The organism is Allobosea sp. P2_A10, from assembly GCF_056405115.1.
This window is the reverse complement of the sequence record NZ_JBFUCS010000005.1, coordinates 41,094-56,834: the sequence shown is the minus strand read 5'-3', so window position 1 is coordinate 56,834 and position 15,741 is coordinate 41,094. Positions and strand designations below refer to the sequence as shown.

Below are 15,741 nucleotides of genomic sequence, written 5' to 3'. Positions count from 1 at the left end.
GCGATGCCGCATGCCCCGCTCGCCGATTTGAAAGTTGCCCTTGCCGCGCCGACTGCCCGAACTGCCGCTGCTGCGCCGCCTGAAGCCGGGACTCTACGTCCATGACGAGGAGGCGCTGAATGCGGAGCCGGCGCTCGATCTTCTCGATGAGGCGATCACGCCGATCGATGCCTTCTTCATCCGCAACAACGGCGACCTGCCGCAGACCGGCGCGGCGGAGGCCTGGCGGCTGACGATCGACGGCGAGGTCGAGACGCCGCAAGTCTGGTCGATCGCGGAGCTCAAGTCGCGGTTTGAGATCGTGACCGAGACGGCGGTGCTGGAATGCGCCGGCAATGGTCGTTCGCAGTTCTCGCCGGCGACCGACGGCTTGCCCTGGCGGCTCGGCGCGGCCGGCTGCGCGCGCTGGACGGGCGTGCGGCTGCGGGACGTGCTGGAGGCCTCGGGAGTCAGGCCCGGCGCTGTCTATACCGGGCAATACGCGCCCGATCGTCAGATCGCGAACCCGGCCAAGCCGGCGCTGTCGCGCGGTCTGCCGATCGCGAAGGCGCTTTCGCCGGAGACGCTGATCGCCTTCGCGATGAATGGCGAGGCGCTTCCAGTGCTGCATGGCGGCCCGCTGCGGATCGTTGCGCCGGGTTTCCCCGGCTCGGCCTGGCAGAAATGGCTCGACCGGATCGAGCTGCGCGCGAGCGAGCATGACGGCGAGAAGATGCGCGGGACCGACTACCGCATGCCGGTCTCGGCCGTGAGGCCGGGCGAAGCCATCGATTCTGCGCGGTTTGCCGTGATCACCGACATGCCGGTGAAATCGCTGATCACGACGCCGACGCAAGGGTTCTCCGTGGCTGCGGGCGGGACGCTGAGCGTCGCTGGCTTCGCCTGGAGCGGGGCGGTGCCGGTCGAGGCCGTCAGCGCCTCCTGCGATGGCGGGGCGAACTGGATCGAAGCCATGCTCGGGCCGGGCGAGGGCGCTTTCGCATGGCGGCGCTTCACGGCACGTTTCGCCATCGCTCAGGCCGGGCCGCTGATGGTGATGGCGCAGGCGCGCGACGCGGTGGGCAACGCCCAGCCCATGGAAATCGAATGGAACCCGCGCGGCTATTGCAACAACCAGGTGCAGCGGGTGAGCGGGGCTGCGAGATGACGCCGCTCACGCCGCGATCAACGCGCGGTCGTCGGCGCTCTCGGCCGTCACTGCCAGAACCTCACCGGCAGCCACGTCGCGCCTGAAGCGCACCAGCGTGAAATCCTCGGCGCGGCCGGTGTTGCCGCGTTCCGTCAACACCGATAGTGGCCGGGCGATGCGGGCGTCGAGATGGAGTCGATGCGCCGCGCCGGCTGCCTCGCGCAGACGCCCGGCTCGCTCCGCGACGATCTCGCCGGCAAGCTGGGGCATGCGCGCGGCCGGCGTGCCGGGGCGCGGCGAATAGGGGAAGACGTGGACGAAGCTCAGACCGCATTCGCCGACGAGATCGAGCGAGCGTTGGAACATCGCCTCGTCCTCGGTCGGGAAACCGGCGATCAGGTCGGCCCCGAAGACGATGTCGGGCCGCAAGGTCCGCATTTCGTCGCAGAAGCGGATGGCGTCGTCGCGGCCATGCCGGCGCTTCATCCGCTTGAGGATGAGATCGTCGCCGGCCTGCAGCGAGAGATGCAGATGCGGCATCAGGCGGCTTTCCGTCGCGATCATCTCGCGCAGGGCGTCGTCGACCTCGACCGCGTCGATCGAGGACAGGCGCAGGCGGGGTAGCTCCGGCAGCTCGCGCAGGATCGCCGCGACGAGCAGACCGAGCGTCGGGGCGTCCTCCAGATCGCGGCCGTAGCTGGTCAGATCGACGCCGGTCAGCACGATCTCGCGCGCGCCGGCCTCCACCAGGTTACGGCACTGGGCGACGACATCGCCGATGCGTAATGAACGCGAATTGCCGCGCCCGAACGGAATGACGCAGAAGGTGCAGCGGTGATCGCAGCCGTTCTGGACCTGGACGAAGCCGCGCGTGTGGTTCGCCGAGCGGACGGAAGGAACCGGCGAAAGCGCCGTCTGCGCCATGATGTCGGCGACTGAGAGCTTCTCGCTCGGCGTCAAATCGGCGCCGCCCAGGCTATTGGAGCGGGCAAGCGCCGCCCAGCTTTCGGGGCGCATCTTCTCGCCATTGCCGAGTACGCGCGCGACCTCCGGCATCGCGGCGAAGGCCGCGGGTTCGATCTGCGCGGCGCAGCCGGTGACGATCACCGGCCGGTCGGGCTGCGCGCGCTTGAGCCTGCGGATCGTCTGGCGGGCTTGCCGCGTCGCCTCGGAGGTGACGGCGCAGCTGTTGACGATGGCGAGGTTGCTCAAGCCCGCGGCCTGCGCATGGGCGCGGATCGCCTCGCTCTCGACGATGTTCAGCCGGCAGCCGAAGGTCGCGACCTCCAGCGCCATCAGGCCGCGTTCTCGAACAGAGCCGGCTCCAGCACGCCTTCCCATTCGTATTCGACCGGGCCGGTCATCAGGACATGGTCGTCGCGCTCGCGCCATTCGATGATCAGGTCGCCGCCGGGCAGGCTGACGGTTGCCTTGCGGGCCGACAGCTCGCGCCTGACGGCCGCGACCAGCGCCGCGCAGGCGCCGGAACCGCAGGCCTGCGTTATGCCGGCTCCGCGCTCCCAGACGCGCAGCACGATATGGTCGGGCGCGGTCACGGCGGCGAGTTCGATGTTGGCGCGGTCGGGAAAGACTGGGTGGTTTTCCAGCAGGCGACCGATCTGCTCCAGATTGAAGCGATAGGGATCGTCGACGAAGAAGACGGCATGGGGATTGCCCATGTTGACGGCGCAGGGCGTGTGCAGGATCGGATCGTCGATCGGGCCGATCTGAAGCTCGAAGCGGGCGGTGTCGTGGAACGGCTCGGCCAGCGGAATCTCGTCCCAGGCGAGCCGGGGCTTGCCCATATCGACGGTGAAGACGAGGTCGCTGTCGCGCACCGCAGGCAGGATCCCGGCCTTTGTCTGGAGCGTCAGCACCGTCTTTGACGGATCGCCCATTGCGGGGTCGGCCATCATCGCCCATGCGACGCAGCGCGTGCCGTTGCCGCAGGCTCCGGCCTCGGAGCCGTCGGTATTGTAGATGCGGACATAGGCGTCGGTGCCGGGCGTCGTCGCGTCGTGCAGCACCATGAGCTGGTCGAAGCGGGCGCGGGGTTCGGCCGCGATCGCGCGGGCGTCGGATTCCGTCACCCGCAGCTTCGTGCCGCGCAGGTCGAGCACGGTGATCTGGTTGCCCAGACCGTTCATCTTCAGGAACCGGCGCTGTGCGAGGGCGTTCATTGCGTCATAGGTCCATAAACTGCGTGGCGTATGCCGGAAGCGACGCGAAAAAGCCACCCTTCGCCGTTCCTGCTTCAAGGTGGACATTCTATGCTGCGCTGCAAGGGCGCGAATCGTTCCTTTTGGTCAGGGCCAATGATGATGCGGCATTCGAGGCTTGGTGTTCTGGCGTTCGCCGCACTGTTCGGCGTGCTTTCCCCGGCGGTCGCGCAAACGCGCGTCGCGCCGCCGACGGCGGTCGAATCCGCTCCGCTCGCGCCGCCGCCCGGCGCACCCGCGCCAGCGCAGGTTCAGTCGGCACCAGTGCCGCCGCAACCCGTCGAGCCGCCCGGCGCCGTGCCGCAACCCGTGCAGCCGCCACCGGCCGTGCTGGGGCCGGTGACGCCGCAGCCGGTGCAGCCCGCGCCGACGCCGAATGTCCCGCTCGAACCCCAGCCGGTGCAGCCGCCGCCGACCCTGCCGCCGCCTGGGCAGCAGTTGCCGGTTCCGCCGGTGACGCCGCAGCAGCAGGCCGGAGTTCCAAATCCAAACGCGACGCTCGCCGGCAAGCCGGGCGACCAGAGCGACGTCGATCCCGTCCTGCTCGTCGCCAAGCCGGTGCTGTCGCTGTCGGGGCAATCGACCTGGGACCAGGGCTTCCAGCGTTTGGGCGAGAGCTTCCGCATCCTGCGCGAGGAGGCGGCGAAAGCCGGCCTGCCGATCGCGGGGCGGCCGCTGACGCTGTTTACCGAGACAGACGATAACGGCTTCCGTTTCGAGGCTATGCTGCCGGTCGCGCAGGCGCCCGAGGGCCAGCGCAATTCGACCTTCGGGAGTGGCGTCAAGCCGGGCCTGTCACCGGCGGGGCAGGCGATGCGCTTCGTCCATGTCGCGCCTTATGACGACATCGATTCGACCTATGAGACGATCACGGCCTATCTCGAGGCCAAGAACATCGTCGTGAAGGACAATTTCCTCGAGGAGTATGTCGGCGAGCTGAAGGATCCTGGCGACCCGAACCTCGAAATCAACATTTACGTCCAGCCGCGCTGAGCAGGGCGAGAGTCAGTCCAATCACGCCGTCATTCCGGGCGCAGCGAAGCGGAGACCCGGAATCCATCGTAAGGCGCCGTCGTGCTCGATGATGGATTCCGGATCGGCGCCGCTTTCGCGGCTTGTCCGGAATGACGAAGCGCGGCGGTTCAGGCTTCCCAGCTCAGCCCCGGTCGCATCGGCCGGAAGCGCTCCTCGGGAATTCCCGCCTTCGCCAGTGCGACCTTCAACGCCTCCGGCGGGCGCTCGATGCCTTCGTCGGTGAGCTGGAAGGTGCCCCAGTGGTGGCCGATCGCGCGGTCCGCCCGCAGCGAGGTCATGACCTTGACCGCCTCTTCCGGGTTCATGTGGTTGTCCGACATGAACCAGCGCGGCTCATAGGCGCCGATCGGCAGCACGGCGAGCGTGAACGGGCCATGCTCTGCGCCCAGTTGCTCGTAGAGCGAGCCGTCGTGATAGCCGGTGTCGCCGACATGGAAGACGCGGGTCTCGCCCGATTCGAAGATGAACGAGCACCACAGCGCCATGCGCCGGTCGAAAGCGCCGCGCGCCGACCAGTGATAGGTCGGCACCAGCGTGACAGCGAGAGCGTCCGACAATGCGACGCGGTCGCGCCAGTCGAAGACCTCGGTGCGGGCGTCGGGAATGCGGGCCTTGACGATGGTGTCGTTGCCGAGCGGCATGATCATGCGCGGCTGGTGGCGCTCATGCAGGCGGGCGAGCGTCGCAAGATCGAGATGGTCGTAATGGTTGTGCGTGATCAGGACGACGTCGATTTTCGGCAGGTCGTCGAAGGCGACGCCGGGTTCGTTGACGCGCTTGGGGCCGGCAAAGGAGAACGGGCTCGCCCGCTGCGCATAGACCGGATCGACCAGCACGTTCAGGCCCGCGACCTGGTACAGGAACGAGGCGTGGCCGAGATGGACGATGCGGAAGCCGTCGACTTTCGCAGGCGGCTTGTCCTGCGGCGGTGTCGGGAAATGCTCGGGGAAGACCTCGCGGTCATGCTTCGAGGTCTGCCATTTCCAGATGTCGATCAGCCCCTTGGTGACGGGCCTGCCGTCGCTGAAGCTCAGTCCATCGAAATGATCGGTGACCGGCCCCTCGTAATAGGGATTGCGAGAGCGCGACAGCGTCGCCCATGCCACGCCGGTCGAGCCGACGAGCGCCGTGAGGCCAACGAATGAGAGCAGCTTGCGACGATTCATGGCGCAGAAGGTGGGGGCGGATCGGGTTGCGTCAAGAGCGACGGCGGCGGGGAGTTGATTGCCGGCCCTCGACACAGCCATACTCGCCTGCGGCGTTCGCGAAAGTCACAAGCTGATGAAATTTGCCATGGCCGCGCTTGCGGTCGCGATGGTCCTGCGTTCCGTTGCGGCATTTGCGGCCGAACCCTGCGGCGATGCGCAGACGCCCTGCGTCGTGCCGCTCGGCGGTTATCACGTCGCGCTGCCGTCTACGCCGCTGGCCGAGGGCGGCAAACGCCCCGCCGTGCTGTTCTTCCATGGCGCGGGCGGGCTGGGCTCGCAGGTGCTGGACGCGCAGTCCTTCCTGCGGCCCTTTGTCGATGCCGGCTATGCGGTCATCGGGCTCAATGGTTTGATGCGGCCGGGCAATGCGTTTGGCACAGGCTGGTCCTTCCGCCCCGAGAGCCCGCAGCAGCGCGACGAACTCGCCTTCGCGAAGGAGGCGCTCGACGATGCGGTCCAGCGTTTTTCGATCGACCGCAAGCGCGTGCTGGTCTCGGGGTTCTCGATCGGGTCGTCGCTGGTCTGGTATCTCGCCTGCAAGGAGCCCGCGCTCGGGGCGGCCTATGCGCCGATCGCCGGCGGGTTCTGGCGCCCGCATCCGACGAGTTGCGCCGGGCCGGTCGACCTGCTCCAGACCCATGGCTGGCGCGACCGCACCGTGCCGCTGGAGGGCCGGCCTTTGCGCGGCGGCGAGCTCTATCAGGGCGACATCTTCGAGGGGCTGCAGCTCTGGCGCAGGGTCGATGGCTGCAATGCCTTACGGCCCGACACGTTCGAGACCGGCGCGGTGTTTTGGCGGCGGACATGGAGCGCGTGCGAGAGCGGGCGCGAGCTTTCGCTGGCGCTGCATCCGTCCGACCATGACGATGTGCCGAAGGAATGGGCCGAGATGGCGCGGCACTGGTTCGAGGCGCGGCTGAAGGCGCATGGGACGAATTGAGGGTCATCTCCTGTCCATTCGCGCCGTCATCCCGGGCGCAGCGAAGCGGAGACCCGGGATCCATTCCTGAACCTTTCCGGCATAGGTTCAGGAATGGATCCCGGATCGGCGCGGCTTCGCCGCTTGTCCGGGATGACCCGCTCGGATTCGATGATTCCCGCCTCAGCCCTGACCGCCGCGTACAGCGACCGTCGCGACGCCGGCCCCGATCAGCAGCGTGCCGCCGGCCTTGTTGAACATCCGGATCGCACGGGGATTGCCGACCAGCGAGCGGGCCCGCGAGGCGACGAGCGCGTAGCCGAAGGCGTTGGCGAAGGCGAGCGTGATGAAGGTCGCCTCGAAGACCAGCATCTGCTGCCAGAAATCCGCTTTGGGGTCGAGAAACTGCGGCAGGAAGGCGACGAAGAAGGTGATGCTCTTGGGGTTCAGCGCCGTCACCAGCCAGGCGTGGCCGAGCATCCTGATGGCTGATGAGGCATCCTTGCGCGGTTCGGCGTTCAGGCTGCCGCCGGCGCGGAAGAGCTTGACGCCGAGCCAGATCAGATAGGCCGCCCCACACCATTTCAGCGCCGTGAACACTGCGGCCGACGTCGCCAGCAGCGCGCCGACGCCGAGCATCGAGAGCGTCATCGCGGTGAAATCGCCAAGTGCGACGCCGACCGCCATCGGAAACGCCGTGCGCCAGCCCTGGCCGAGCGCGTAGGAGATCACCAGCAGGATGGTCGGGCCGGGAATGACCAGCAGCACGGCGGTGGCGGCAGCGAAGGCGGCCCAGGATTCGAGCGTCATGGCGAAGGCTCCGGTGGTCGAGAGCGGAGCAATCCCCAAGCGTCGCGGGATGTAAAGGGTCAGGCGAGGCCGAGATAGTCTCTCAGTTGTCTGCCGCCCTGCTCAAAGCGTTGCATAGCCCTCGCGGTCGGCTTCGCCGTCCCATTCGTCAAAGGTCACGAAAGGGTCCTCGGCCGCAACGGTGCTGGCCTTGATGATGACGACGTGATCCTGCGCGATAAAATAGGCGATCTCGTCGCCTTCCTTCAGCCGCAGCGCGTTACGCACTAGCTGCGGGATTGTCGTCTGGGCGTTGATCGTCAGCTTGCTCGTGATCATAGTCAGCCTTTGCTGACGAGTATGGCAGGGGAAATCCGTGACGTCGGCAATCGGGCAGTCCGGCTACCGCACCGTCGGCCGGTTCGAGCCGAACCAGCCGACGACCGGTCCCGCGTCCAGTTCTTGCCGCTTTTCGGGCTCGCCCGCGATGACCAGCGCCCACCAGGTGCGATATTGCGTCTGCGGGTCCTTGGCGAGCGCGATGCCGAAGCGCGTCGCGTCGGCCAGGCGCAGATTGGCGTCATGGCCCGAGGAGGCCTTCCAGCCGGCGAAGGTCTCCCCGGTCGAGTCGTAGCCGGCGCCGAGATTCTCGGCTGCATGGGCGGCGTCGAGCCCGGCGGCGTGGACCCGGGAGACGAAGCTGCCGCCGGCATCATGCGAGAGCGCGTTGACCGCCGCCATCGCGTCGGCCTGACGCTGCGCCATCGCGGTGAGCGCGGGATCGAGCCGGACGGACCTCAGGCCGCGACTGGCGCGGTAGGCATTGAGGATACCGGCCGCGGCGGCAGGATCGAGCCTGATGGCGTCCAGTCGCGCTGTCGCCCCGGCGTCGAGCGCGGTGGTCCGGCGCGGTTCGCCGGCGCAGGCGGCGGCCAGCAGGGTCATGGCGAGCGCGGCGAGGTGCTTGAGCGGCAGATTCATCATCGTCCTTCGCAACAGAGACGGCGACGGGTCTGCGCGACGATCCCGGCCGTTCTGCGACGATCGTCCGGCGATCTCAGCCGCGTCCGCCGGCGATGACGCGGCAGAGCGCGTCGCGGACATAGCCTTCCGGCGCGACCTGGCCCTGCTGCACGACGAAGGCGGCATCGACGCGCGTGGCCGGGCCGCTCTTGCGGGCGGTGACGCGCAGATGCTGCGGCCGGCCCGAACCGCTGGTCTCCTGGATGGCCAGGACCGAACTCGTGGCGTTGTCGACGCGGATGCCGGCGAAACCTTCGGCGGCGACGGCGGCGGCGAGATTCTTCAGCACGGCGGCAGGAGCCTTGCCGGCGACGAGATCCCAGCTGCGATAGGTCAGGCCGGTCACCATCGGCACGCCATCGGTCTTGAAATTGGTCAGGCAGGGCTGCGCCCGGGCCGGCGTCGGGCCGAGGCAAAGGACGATCGAGGCCATGCAGCCAACTGAAACGCGTTTTCCAAACATCGCGAACCTCCGCTCAAAAGATAGGCATTGTTAAATCGAAGGTTGCAGTTCGCTCAAGGGGCGCGTTTCGCGATGTTCCCTCCATGGTTTCCTCAACCTTGACTTCCGCCACATTTTCCCGCTTTAACCCGCGCATTCGTTTCGCCGACATCGTCGAGACCTCATCAGCCGACCGGGCCGCTTCACGCATTTTGAGCCCGGAGGTCAACGCCCGACAGCGCGACTGCGCCCTCGGGCGCGAAACCGTTTGGCGATGAGGCTTCGCGCTGCCGGTCCCTGTAGGCAAGCAAGCAGGTCTTCATGTTCGGCACGCTGAGCGACAGGCTATCAGGCATCCTCTCCGGTCTCACCCGCAGGGGTTCGCTGACCGAGGACGACGTCAACGCCGCGCTGCGCGAGGTGCGCAAGGCGCTGCTCGAGGCCGACGTCGCGCTCGAAGTGGTGCGTTCCTTCACCGACAAGGTCCGCGAGCGGGCCGTCGGCGCGGAAGTCCTGAAGTCGGTCACGCCCGGCCAGCAGGTCATCAAGATCGTCAACGACGCGCTGATCGACATGCTCGGCGGCGAGGGCGAGGGCATCACACTCGACGCCGTGCCGCCCGTGCCGATCCTGATGGTCGGCCTGCAGGGCTCGGGCAAGACGACGTCGACCGCCAAGATCGCCAAGCGCCTGACCGACCGCGCCAAGAAGCGCGTCCTGATGGCCTCGCTCGACACGCGACGCCCGGCCGCGATGGAACAGCTCGCCATTCTCGGCAAGCAGGTCGGTGTCGAGACGCTGCCGATCGTGGCGGGCCAGTCGGCCGTGCAGATCGCGCGCCGCGCGATCGAGGCCGGCAAGCTCGGCGGCTACGACGTCGTCATGCTCGACACCGCCGGCCGCGTCACGCTCGACGACACGCTGATGGCCGAAGTGGCCGAGGTGAAGGCGGCGACCAATCCCCATGAGGTGCTGCTCGTCGCCGACGCGCTGACCGGCCAGGACGCGGTCAACACCGCGCGCGCCTTCGACGCTCGCGTCGGTCTGACCGGCATCGTGCTGACCCGCATGGACGGCGACGGTCGCGGCGGCGCGGCGCTCTCGATGCGCGCCGTCACCGGCAAGCCGATCAAGCTCATCGGCACCGGCGAGAAGGTCGATGCGCTGGAGGATTTCCATCCCTCGCGCGTCGCCAACCGCATTCTGGGCATGGGCGACATCGTCGGTCTGGTCGAGCGCGCCGCCGAGACGGTCGACGCCGACAAGGCGCAGGCGCTGGCGCTGCGTCTGGCCAAAGGCAATTTCGATCTGTCGGACATGCGCATGCAGCTCCAGCAGATGGAGAAGATGGGCGGCCTCGGCGGCGTTATGGGCATGCTGCCCGGCATGAAGCAGATGCAGGGCCAGCTCGCCAATGCCGGCATGAACGACAAGGTCATCGGCCGGCAGATCGCGATCATCAACTCGATGACGGCAGCCGAGCGGAAGAACCCCGATCTGCTCAAGAACAGCCGCAAGAAGCGCATCGCGGCGGGTTCGGGCACGACGCCCGAAGCGATCAACAAGCTGCTCAAGATGCATCGCGGCATGGCCGACATGATGAAGGCGATGAGCAAGCAGAAGGGCGGCATGCTCGGCAAGCTCGGCCAGATGTTCGGGATCGGCGGCGGGGGGGGCCTGCCGGCGGGTTTCGACCCGTCCAAGATGGATCCGGCGCAGCTTGAAGCGCTGCAGAAGCAGATGGGCGCGGGCGGCGGTATGCCGGGCCTTCCACCGGGCGGTTTTCCAGGCCTGCCCAAGGGCGTCACGCCGCCTGCCGGTATGATGCCGCGCCTGCCGGGGCTCGGCGGCGGCGGTCTTCCAGGGCTCGGGGGCTCCAATCCCTTCGGGGGAAAGAAGAAATGACCAAACCAACCGAAATGCGCGTCGCCATGTTCGACGTGTTCAAGCAGGTCAAGGCGCGTCTCGACGACGCCAACCTGTCCTACGAGACCTCATCCTACCGGGACGACGCCTTCTCCTTCTTCGTGCATGCGCCCGGAGAATATTGGGAGATCGACGTTCTCGAGGACGGCTCCATCGATCTCGAAGTCTTCACGTCGACCGGCATGAAGGACGATCCCTGGGCCATGATCGATCAACTGGTCGACGACAACAAAGCCTGACTTCACCGCAAATCGTATCAAACCAAAACCAAGGAAGAACCAAGATGTCCCTCAAGATCCGCCTGACCCGTGGCGGCGCCAAGAAGCGCCCTTACTATCGCATCGTCGTTGCCGACGCCCGCGCGCCGCGCGATGGCCGCTTCATCGAGAAGATCGGCTCCTATGATCCGATGAAGGCCAAGGATGCGCCCGATCGCGTCGTGCTCGACCTCGAAAAGGCCAAGGACTGGATCGCCAAGGGCGCCCAGCCGACCGACCGCGTGCTGCGCTTCCTCGACGCCGCCGGCGTCGCCAAGCGTCCCGCCCGCAACAACCCCAACAAGGCCGTTCCCGGCGAGAAGGCCAAGGAGCGCGCCGAGAAGAACGCCGCCAAGAGCGCAGCCCCGGCTGAAGCCGAGGCGTGAGCTTGTCGCTGAGTGCGTCATTCCCGGGCGAAGCGCAGCTTCGACCCGGGAATCTCCGGCAGGAGATGGTCGGGTCGAGCCCGACCATGACGCGCCATGGCTGCTGACCCGAACCTCATCCTGCTCGGCGTCATCGGCGCCGCGCATGGCATCAAGGGCGAGGTCCGCATCAAGGCCTTTACCGGCGATCCGCTCGCGATCGCCGGTTACGGCCCCCTGACCGACGACAAGGGCCGGCGTTTCGAGATCGCCGAGGCGCGTGTCGCCAAGGAGGTCATCGTCGCAAGGCTCAAGGGCGTGACCTCGCGCGAGGCGGCCGAGAGCCTGAACGGGGTCCAGCTTTTCGTGTCGCGCGAAAAACTTCCCGCCCCGGAGGATGAGGACGAGTTCCTGCAGGCGGACCTGATCGGATGCGCGGTCGTCGGACCCGACGGAATTGCACTCGGCACGGTCACCTCGGTCGGCAATTACGGCGCGGGCGACCTGCTCGACATCGCGACGCCGGACGGCCGCTCGGTGCTGATGCCGTTCACGAAAGCCTTCGCGCCGCGCATCGACATCGCGGCCCGGCGTATCGATGCCGTGCCGCCCGAAGGCCTGTTCGAGGCCGACGATGCCGGTTGAGACGCCGGTTCGCGCGCTGATCTTCGACATGGACGGCACCATGGTCGACAATATGCGCTTCCATGACGCCGCCTGGGAAAGCTGGCATGCCGACCATGCCTTGCCCTTCGAGCGGTCGAGCTTCTTTGCCCGCACCGCCGGCATGGCGGTCACCGAGATCGTCGGGCCGCATTTTCCCGATGCCGACGCCGACGAGATCGCGCGACTGTCCGAGGCCAAGGAAGCGCGCTACCGCGAGAGCTATCGCCCGCATGTGACGCCGCTGCCCGGCCTGCTGGCGCTGATGGCGCGGGCCGATGCGGCCGGCGTGCCGATGGCCGTCGCCTCGGCCGCGCCGCCGGCCAATATCGACGTGGTGCTGGATACGCTGGGCCTGCGCCATCGCTTCGCCACCATCATCGCGCCGAGCCAGGGTTTTCGCGGCAAGCCGCATCCCGATCTGTTTCTGGGGGCCGCCGGGCGCATGGGCGCAGCCCCGGAGAGCTGCCTCGTCTTCGAGGACGCGCCGCTCGGCGTCGAGGCGGCGCGCCGCGCCGGCATGCGCGCGGTCGCGATCCTGACCATGCTGGGGGCGCAGGGCTTTGCGGCCTATAACAACGTCATCGCCAGCGCGAAAGATTTTTCGGCGCTGGACGGGTTGCCGGCATTGAGGTTCGGATAGTTTTACTGCCTTCGCGGAGACTCCGCGTCATTCCGGACAAGCCGCGCCAGCGGCGCCGATCCGGAATCCATCAAAGAGCACGATCGCGCCTTACGATGGATTCCTGGTCTCCGCTTCGCTACGCCCGGAATGACGGGGAGGTTCCCGTTCGCGCCAGCAAGGTCGATCGATGCCCTTCCACGCTTCCGTCCTGACGCTCTACCCCGAGATGTTTCCCGGGCCGCTTGGCGTTTCGCTGGCGGGCGAGGCACTGCGCCGGGAGTTGTGGACGCTGGACACGCACCAGATCCGCGACCACGGCATCGGCCGGCATCGCAATGTCGACGACAATCCGGCCGGCGGCGGAGCGGGCATGGTGCTGCGCTGCGACGTGCTGGCGGCKGCGATCGATGCGGCCGTTCCCGTCGCGGACACGCGTCCAAAGCTGCTGATGTCGCCGCGCGGACGCAGGCTCGATCAGGGCATGGTTCGCGACTGGGTCGCGGGCGAGGGGCTCGTCATCGTCTGCGGCCGGTTCGAGGGCGTCGACGAGCGCGTCATCGAGGGGCGAAACCTGATCGAGGTCTCTGTCGGCGACTACATCCTGTCTGGTGGCGAGATGGCGGCGCTGCTGCTGCTCGACGCCTGCGTGCGGCTCATCCCCGGCGTGATGGGCAAGGAAGCCTCGGGGCAGGATGAGAGTTTCGAGAACGGCATGCTCGAATATCCGCACTATACGCGTCCGCGCGAATGGGAGGGGCGCGGCCTGCCCGAGGCGCTGCTCTCGGGCGACCATGCCCGCATCGCCAGATGGCGGCGCGAGCAGGCCGAGGCGATCACCCGCGAGCGGCGGCCGGATTTGTTGGTGGCGGCGAAAGCGAACAAGGACTGACGGCGGGGTTTTGCGATCCGGTCTGCATGCGGTCATGATCGGCAAGCGCGACCCTGCGCTGTGCGAACCGGAGAGCGTCATGGTCAAAGGCTTGGTGCTCGGCCTCGTCCTCACGCATGCCGCCATGTGGGCGKCCCCGGTCCTCGCCGAAACCGCTCTTGCGCCGACGGGCACGCTGCGCGCGACCTATATCGTGTCCAATCTCGCCCAGATGAGCCGCGACCCCGCCACCGGTGCGTTCAAGGGCGTTTCGGCCGATGTCGCGCGCGAACTGGCGCGGCGCGCCAACGTACCTGTGGTCATCACGCCCGTCGAAAGCGCCGCGGCCGTGCTCGAAGCGGTCAAGACAGGTGCTGCCGATATCGGCTTCGTCGCGCCCAATCCCGACCGCACCGGCATCGTCTCGTATTCGCAGACCTATATGCTGGTGCAGCAAAGCGCGCTGGTGCGCGACGGCGTGCCGATCCGCTCCGTCAGCGAGCTCGACCAGCCGGGCCGGACGATCGGGGTCAACACCGGCGATTCCGTCGGCGTCTGGCTGCGCACGCGCCTGCGCCACGCCAAGCTGCGCGAAAGCCCGGATTCGTCGCTGAAGGAGGCGTCCGCCTGGCTGCTCGACGGCACGATCGACGCCTTCGCCGGCAATCGCCAGCGCCTCGCCTTCGGCACGAAGCATATCCCGAACCTGCATCTCCTGCCGGACAATCTCTACGGCGTGCCGCAGACGGTCGCCGTCGCGCTGGAGCGCATGGAGGTTCTCAAGACCGTCAACATGGCGCTCGACGAGATGCGCAATACGGGATTTCTCGCGCGCTCGGTTGCAGAGAGCGGCGTCGATGGAATTTCGGTGGCGCCGCCCGCCAGATAGCGCTTGCCGTCCTTTTTCCATGAAATCACGCTGTCATTCCGGACAAGCGGCGAAGCCGCGCCGATCCGGAATCCATCACGGGGCGGTGTCGTGCCTTACGATGGATTCCGGGTCTACGCTTCGCTTCGCCCGGAATGACGGCGCGGTTTTGCGTCAAATCAAAAGGCTCCAGCGCTGTTAGCCGGGTCGCGCTTCACCGCGCCGGCCGCACCCTGAGCAGCTTGCCCTTGGCGTCGTCGACGAGCAGGTACAGAAATCCGTCGGGCCCCTGGCGGACATCGCGGATGCGCTCGCCCAGCGTCGTCAGGAGTCGCTCCTCGCCGGTCACCGTTTCGCCGCTGGTCGAGAGCCGGATCAGCATCTGGCCGGCGAGCGCACCGACGAAGAGCGAGTTCTTCCAGGCCGGCCAGATGCTGCCGGTGTAGAACGCCGCGCCCGAGGGCGCGATCGAGGGGTCCCAATAGAATAAAGGCTGCTCCATGCCGGGTTTGGTGGTGCCCTCGCCGATCTTCGCGCCGGAATAGTCGACGCCATAGGTGATCACCGGCCAGCCATAGTTCAGGCCGGCCTTGGGCGTGTTGACCTCGTCGCCGCCGCGCGCGCCATGCTCGGCGGTCCAGAGCTGGCCGGTCTCGGGGTGGAGCGCCGCGCCCTGCACGTTGCGATGGCCGATTGACCAGATTTCGGGAGCCCAGCCCGGCTTCTTGGGATTGTCGGCCGGTGCGCCGCCCTGCGGCCTGACGCGGATGACCTTGCCGATATGGTTGGCAGGGTTCTGGGCCTGGTCGCGCTGGCTGTAGCGGTCTCCGACCGTGACGAAGAGCGCGCCCGTGTTGTCGAACACCAGTCGCGAGCCGAAATGCATCGTGCTGTTGATCGCCGGCATCTGCTGGAAGATCACGGTCGTGTTCTCAAGCGCCGTGCCGCGCTCGTTCAGGCGGCCGCGCGCGACGCTGGTGCCGTTGCCGCCCGCGCGGGGCTCGGAGAACGACAGATAGACCAGCCTGTTCTCGGCAAATTTCGGATCGAGCCCGACATCGAGCAGGCCGCCCTGGCCGCGCGCGGCGACACTGGGCACGCCCGAGATCGGCTGCGACAGCGCACCGTCTGTAGCCACGATCCGCAGCCGCCCCGGCCGCTCGGTCACCAGCATGCGGCCATCGGGCAAGAAGGCGAGACCCCAAGGGTTCTCCAGCCCGCCCGCCACGGTCTCGACCTGAAGTTCGCCCGCGCTGGAGGGGAAACGCTGCTGGGCGAACACGGGGGCTGCGAAGGCGAGAACGCAGGCAAGAGCGCCCGTCGCCATGGGCTTGCTGAAACGATGCATCGCGCTCTCCCGGTCCGAGGTCTTCAACTCAGATAGGGACAACGCCTGCCGCGACCA

At 67.5% G+C, this 15,741-nt stretch carries 18 protein-coding genes; 10 read left to right on the top strand and 8 right to left on the bottom strand.

Annotation, left to right across the window (positions count from 1 at the left end; all coding sequences use genetic code 11):
• The first annotated feature begins 40 nt into the window (after nt 1-40).
• Nucleotides 41-1,147, top strand: a complete 1,107-nt coding sequence (locus AC1DZY_RS09235; protein WP_476819813.1) for a sulfite oxidase — start codon at nt 41-43, stop codon at nt 1,145-1,147.
• 6 nt (nt 1,148-1,153) lie between these two features.
• Here the strand turns inward: AC1DZY_RS09235 and mtaB are convergent, their stop codons facing one another.
• Together mtaB and dapF are read right to left on the bottom strand one after the other, a co-directional pair.
• Nucleotides 1,154-2,425, bottom strand: coding sequence for a tRNA (N(6)-L-threonylcarbamoyladenosine(37)-C(2))-methylthiotransferase MtaB (gene mtaB / locus AC1DZY_RS09230; RefSeq protein ID WP_476819812.1), 1,272 nt, complete (start codon nt 2,423-2,425; stop codon nt 1,154-1,156).
• Nucleotides 2,425-3,309 carry a diaminopimelate epimerase gene (dapF, locus tag AC1DZY_RS09225; protein ID WP_476819811.1) on the bottom strand — a complete coding sequence of 295 codons (885 nt, stop codon included), beginning with the start codon at nt 3,307-3,309 and terminating at the stop codon, nt 2,425-2,427. Before dapF ends, mtaB begins: the two co-directional genes overlap by 1 nt.
• Nucleotides 3,310-3,444: 135 nt before the next feature.
• On the opposite strand from dapF, the gene AC1DZY_RS09220 reads away from it, so the two are divergent.
• A complete protein-coding gene (locus tag AC1DZY_RS09220) occupies nt 3,445-4,341 on the top strand; it encodes a GyrI-like domain-containing protein (protein ID WP_476819810.1) in 897 nt (298 codons plus the stop codon).
• Between the two features lie 149 nt (nt 4,342-4,490).
• Here the strand turns inward: AC1DZY_RS09220 and AC1DZY_RS09215 are convergent, their stop codons facing one another.
• Nucleotides 4,491-5,549 carry an MBL fold metallo-hydrolase gene (locus AC1DZY_RS09215; protein WP_476819809.1) on the bottom strand — a complete coding sequence of 353 codons (1,059 nt, stop codon included), beginning with the start codon at nt 5,547-5,549 and terminating at the stop codon, nt 4,491-4,493.
• A 127-nt stretch (nt 5,550-5,676) separates the two neighbouring features.
• Here AC1DZY_RS09215 and AC1DZY_RS09210 point away from each other — a divergent pair, with 127 nt between their 5' ends.
• The gene (locus AC1DZY_RS09210) at nt 5,677-6,531 is read left to right on the top strand and encodes a CE1 family esterase (protein ID WP_476819808.1); all 855 of its coding nucleotides are present in this window, start codon (nt 5,677-5,679) and stop codon (nt 6,529-6,531) included.
• Between the two features lie 162 nt (nt 6,532-6,693).
• Here AC1DZY_RS09210 and AC1DZY_RS09205 read toward each other — a convergent pair whose 3' ends face one another.
• The 4 genes from AC1DZY_RS09205 to AC1DZY_RS09190 all read right to left on the bottom strand — a co-directional run bounded on the left by AC1DZY_RS09205 (nt 6,694) and on the right by AC1DZY_RS09190 (nt 8,785).
• Nucleotides 6,694-7,320, bottom strand: coding sequence for a LysE family translocator (locus AC1DZY_RS09205; RefSeq protein WP_476819807.1), 627 nt, complete (start codon nt 7,318-7,320; stop codon nt 6,694-6,696).
• 102 nt (nt 7,321-7,422) lie between these two features.
• Nucleotides 7,423-7,638 (bottom strand): type II toxin-antitoxin system PrlF family antitoxin, encoded by a 216-nt coding sequence (locus tag AC1DZY_RS09200; RefSeq protein ID WP_476819806.1) that lies wholly within the window; start codon nt 7,636-7,638, stop codon nt 7,423-7,425.
• Between the two features lie 63 nt (nt 7,639-7,701).
• Nucleotides 7,702-8,283 (bottom strand): CAP domain-containing protein, encoded by a 582-nt coding sequence (locus AC1DZY_RS09195; RefSeq protein WP_476819805.1) that lies wholly within the window; start codon nt 8,281-8,283, stop codon nt 7,702-7,704.
• 73 nt (nt 8,284-8,356) lie between these two features.
• On the bottom strand, nt 8,357-8,785 hold the full coding sequence (locus tag AC1DZY_RS09190; RefSeq protein WP_476819804.1) for a hypothetical protein: 429 nt from the start codon (nt 8,783-8,785) through the stop codon (nt 8,357-8,359).
• Between the two features lie 300 nt (nt 8,786-9,085).
• Here AC1DZY_RS09190 and ffh point away from each other — a divergent pair, with 300 nt between their 5' ends.
• The 7 genes from ffh to AC1DZY_RS09155 all read left to right on the top strand — a co-directional run bounded on the left by ffh (nt 9,086) and on the right by AC1DZY_RS09155 (nt 14,357).
• Nucleotides 9,086-10,669 (top strand): signal recognition particle protein, encoded by a 1,584-nt coding sequence (ffh, locus tag AC1DZY_RS09185; protein WP_476819803.1) that lies wholly within the window; start codon nt 9,086-9,088, stop codon nt 10,667-10,669.
• Nucleotides 10,666-10,929 (top strand): hypothetical protein, encoded by a 264-nt coding sequence (locus AC1DZY_RS09180; RefSeq protein ID WP_476819802.1) that lies wholly within the window; start codon nt 10,666-10,668, stop codon nt 10,927-10,929. The genes ffh and AC1DZY_RS09180 overlap by 4 nt, the downstream gene beginning before the upstream one ends.
• Before the next feature lie 44 nt (nt 10,930-10,973).
• Nucleotides 10,974-11,333 (top strand): 30S ribosomal protein S16, encoded by a 360-nt coding sequence (gene rpsP, locus AC1DZY_RS09175; RefSeq protein ID WP_476819801.1) that lies wholly within the window; start codon nt 10,974-10,976, stop codon nt 11,331-11,333.
• Between the two features lie 96 nt (nt 11,334-11,429).
• Entirely contained in the window at nt 11,430-11,957 is a 528-nt protein-coding gene (gene rimM / locus AC1DZY_RS09170) for a ribosome maturation factor RimM (protein ID WP_476819800.1), read from the top strand.
• Complete coding sequence (locus tag AC1DZY_RS09165) at nt 11,947-12,618, top strand: HAD family hydrolase (protein ID WP_476819799.1); 672 nt, start codon at nt 11,947-11,949, stop codon at nt 12,616-12,618. The genes rimM and AC1DZY_RS09165 overlap by 11 nt, the downstream gene beginning before the upstream one ends.
• Nucleotides 12,619-12,787: 169 nt before the next feature.
• On the top strand, nt 12,788-13,489 hold the full coding sequence (gene trmD / locus AC1DZY_RS09160; protein WP_476819798.1) for a tRNA (guanosine(37)-N1)-methyltransferase TrmD: 702 nt from the start codon (nt 12,788-12,790) through the stop codon (nt 13,487-13,489).
• 79 nt (nt 13,490-13,568) lie between these two features.
• Nucleotides 13,569-14,357: a transporter substrate-binding domain-containing protein gene (locus AC1DZY_RS09155; protein ID WP_476819797.1), complete on the top strand. Its 789-nt coding sequence runs from the start codon at nt 13,569-13,571 to the stop codon at nt 14,355-14,357.
• 193 nt (nt 14,358-14,550) lie between these two features.
• Here AC1DZY_RS09155 and AC1DZY_RS09150 read toward each other — a convergent pair whose 3' ends face one another.
• Complete coding sequence (locus tag AC1DZY_RS09150; RefSeq protein WP_476819796.1) at nt 14,551-15,684, bottom strand: PQQ-dependent sugar dehydrogenase; 1,134 nt, start codon at nt 15,682-15,684, stop codon at nt 14,551-14,553.
• Nucleotides 15,685-15,741 lie beyond the last annotated feature (57 nt).

Excerpts from the sequence above, each read along its gene's own strand:
- rpsP (WP_476819801.1), top strand. The coding sequence starts at position 10,974 with ATGTCCCTCAAGATCCGCCTGACCCGTGGCGGCGCCAAGAAGCGCCCT.
- mtaB (WP_476819812.1), bottom strand. The coding sequence starts at position 2,425 with ATGGCGCTGGAGGTCGCGACCTTCGGCTGCCGGCTGAACATCGTCGAG.
- AC1DZY_RS09190 (WP_476819804.1), bottom strand. The coding sequence starts at position 8,785 with ATGTTTGGAAAACGCGTTTCAGTTGGCTGCATGGCCTCGATCGTCCTT.
- rimM (WP_476819800.1), top strand. The coding sequence starts at position 11,430 with ATGGCTGCTGACCCGAACCTCATCCTGCTCGGCGTCATCGGCGCCGCG.
- AC1DZY_RS09215 (WP_476819809.1), bottom strand. The coding sequence starts at position 5,549 with ATGAATCGTCGCAAGCTGCTCTCATTCGTTGGCCTCACGGCGCTCGTC.
- AC1DZY_RS09180 (WP_476819802.1), top strand. The coding sequence starts at position 10,666 with ATGACCAAACCAACCGAAATGCGCGTCGCCATGTTCGACGTGTTCAAG.
- AC1DZY_RS09165 (WP_476819799.1), top strand. The coding sequence starts at position 11,947 with ATGCCGGTTGAGACGCCGGTTCGCGCGCTGATCTTCGACATGGACGGC.
- AC1DZY_RS09205 (WP_476819807.1), bottom strand. The coding sequence starts at position 7,320 with ATGACGCTCGAATCCTGGGCCGCCTTCGCTGCCGCCACCGCCGTGCTG.
- AC1DZY_RS09150 (WP_476819796.1), bottom strand. The coding sequence starts at position 15,684 with ATGCATCGTTTCAGCAAGCCCATGGCGACGGGCGCTCTTGCCTGCGTT.
- ffh (WP_476819803.1), top strand. The coding sequence starts at position 9,086 with ATGTTCGGCACGCTGAGCGACAGGCTATCAGGCATCCTCTCCGGTCTC.
- dapF (WP_476819811.1), bottom strand. The coding sequence starts at position 3,309 with ATGAACGCCCTCGCACAGCGCCGGTTCCTGAAGATGAACGGTCTGGGC.
- AC1DZY_RS09200 (WP_476819806.1), bottom strand. The coding sequence starts at position 7,638 with ATGATCACGAGCAAGCTGACGATCAACGCCCAGACGACAATCCCGCAG.
- AC1DZY_RS09195 (WP_476819805.1), bottom strand. The coding sequence starts at position 8,283 with ATGATGAATCTGCCGCTCAAGCACCTCGCCGCGCTCGCCATGACCCTG.
- AC1DZY_RS09210 (WP_476819808.1), top strand. The coding sequence starts at position 5,677 with ATGGCCGCGCTTGCGGTCGCGATGGTCCTGCGTTCCGTTGCGGCATTT.
- AC1DZY_RS09220 (WP_476819810.1), top strand. The coding sequence starts at position 3,445 with ATGATGATGCGGCATTCGAGGCTTGGTGTTCTGGCGTTCGCCGCACTG.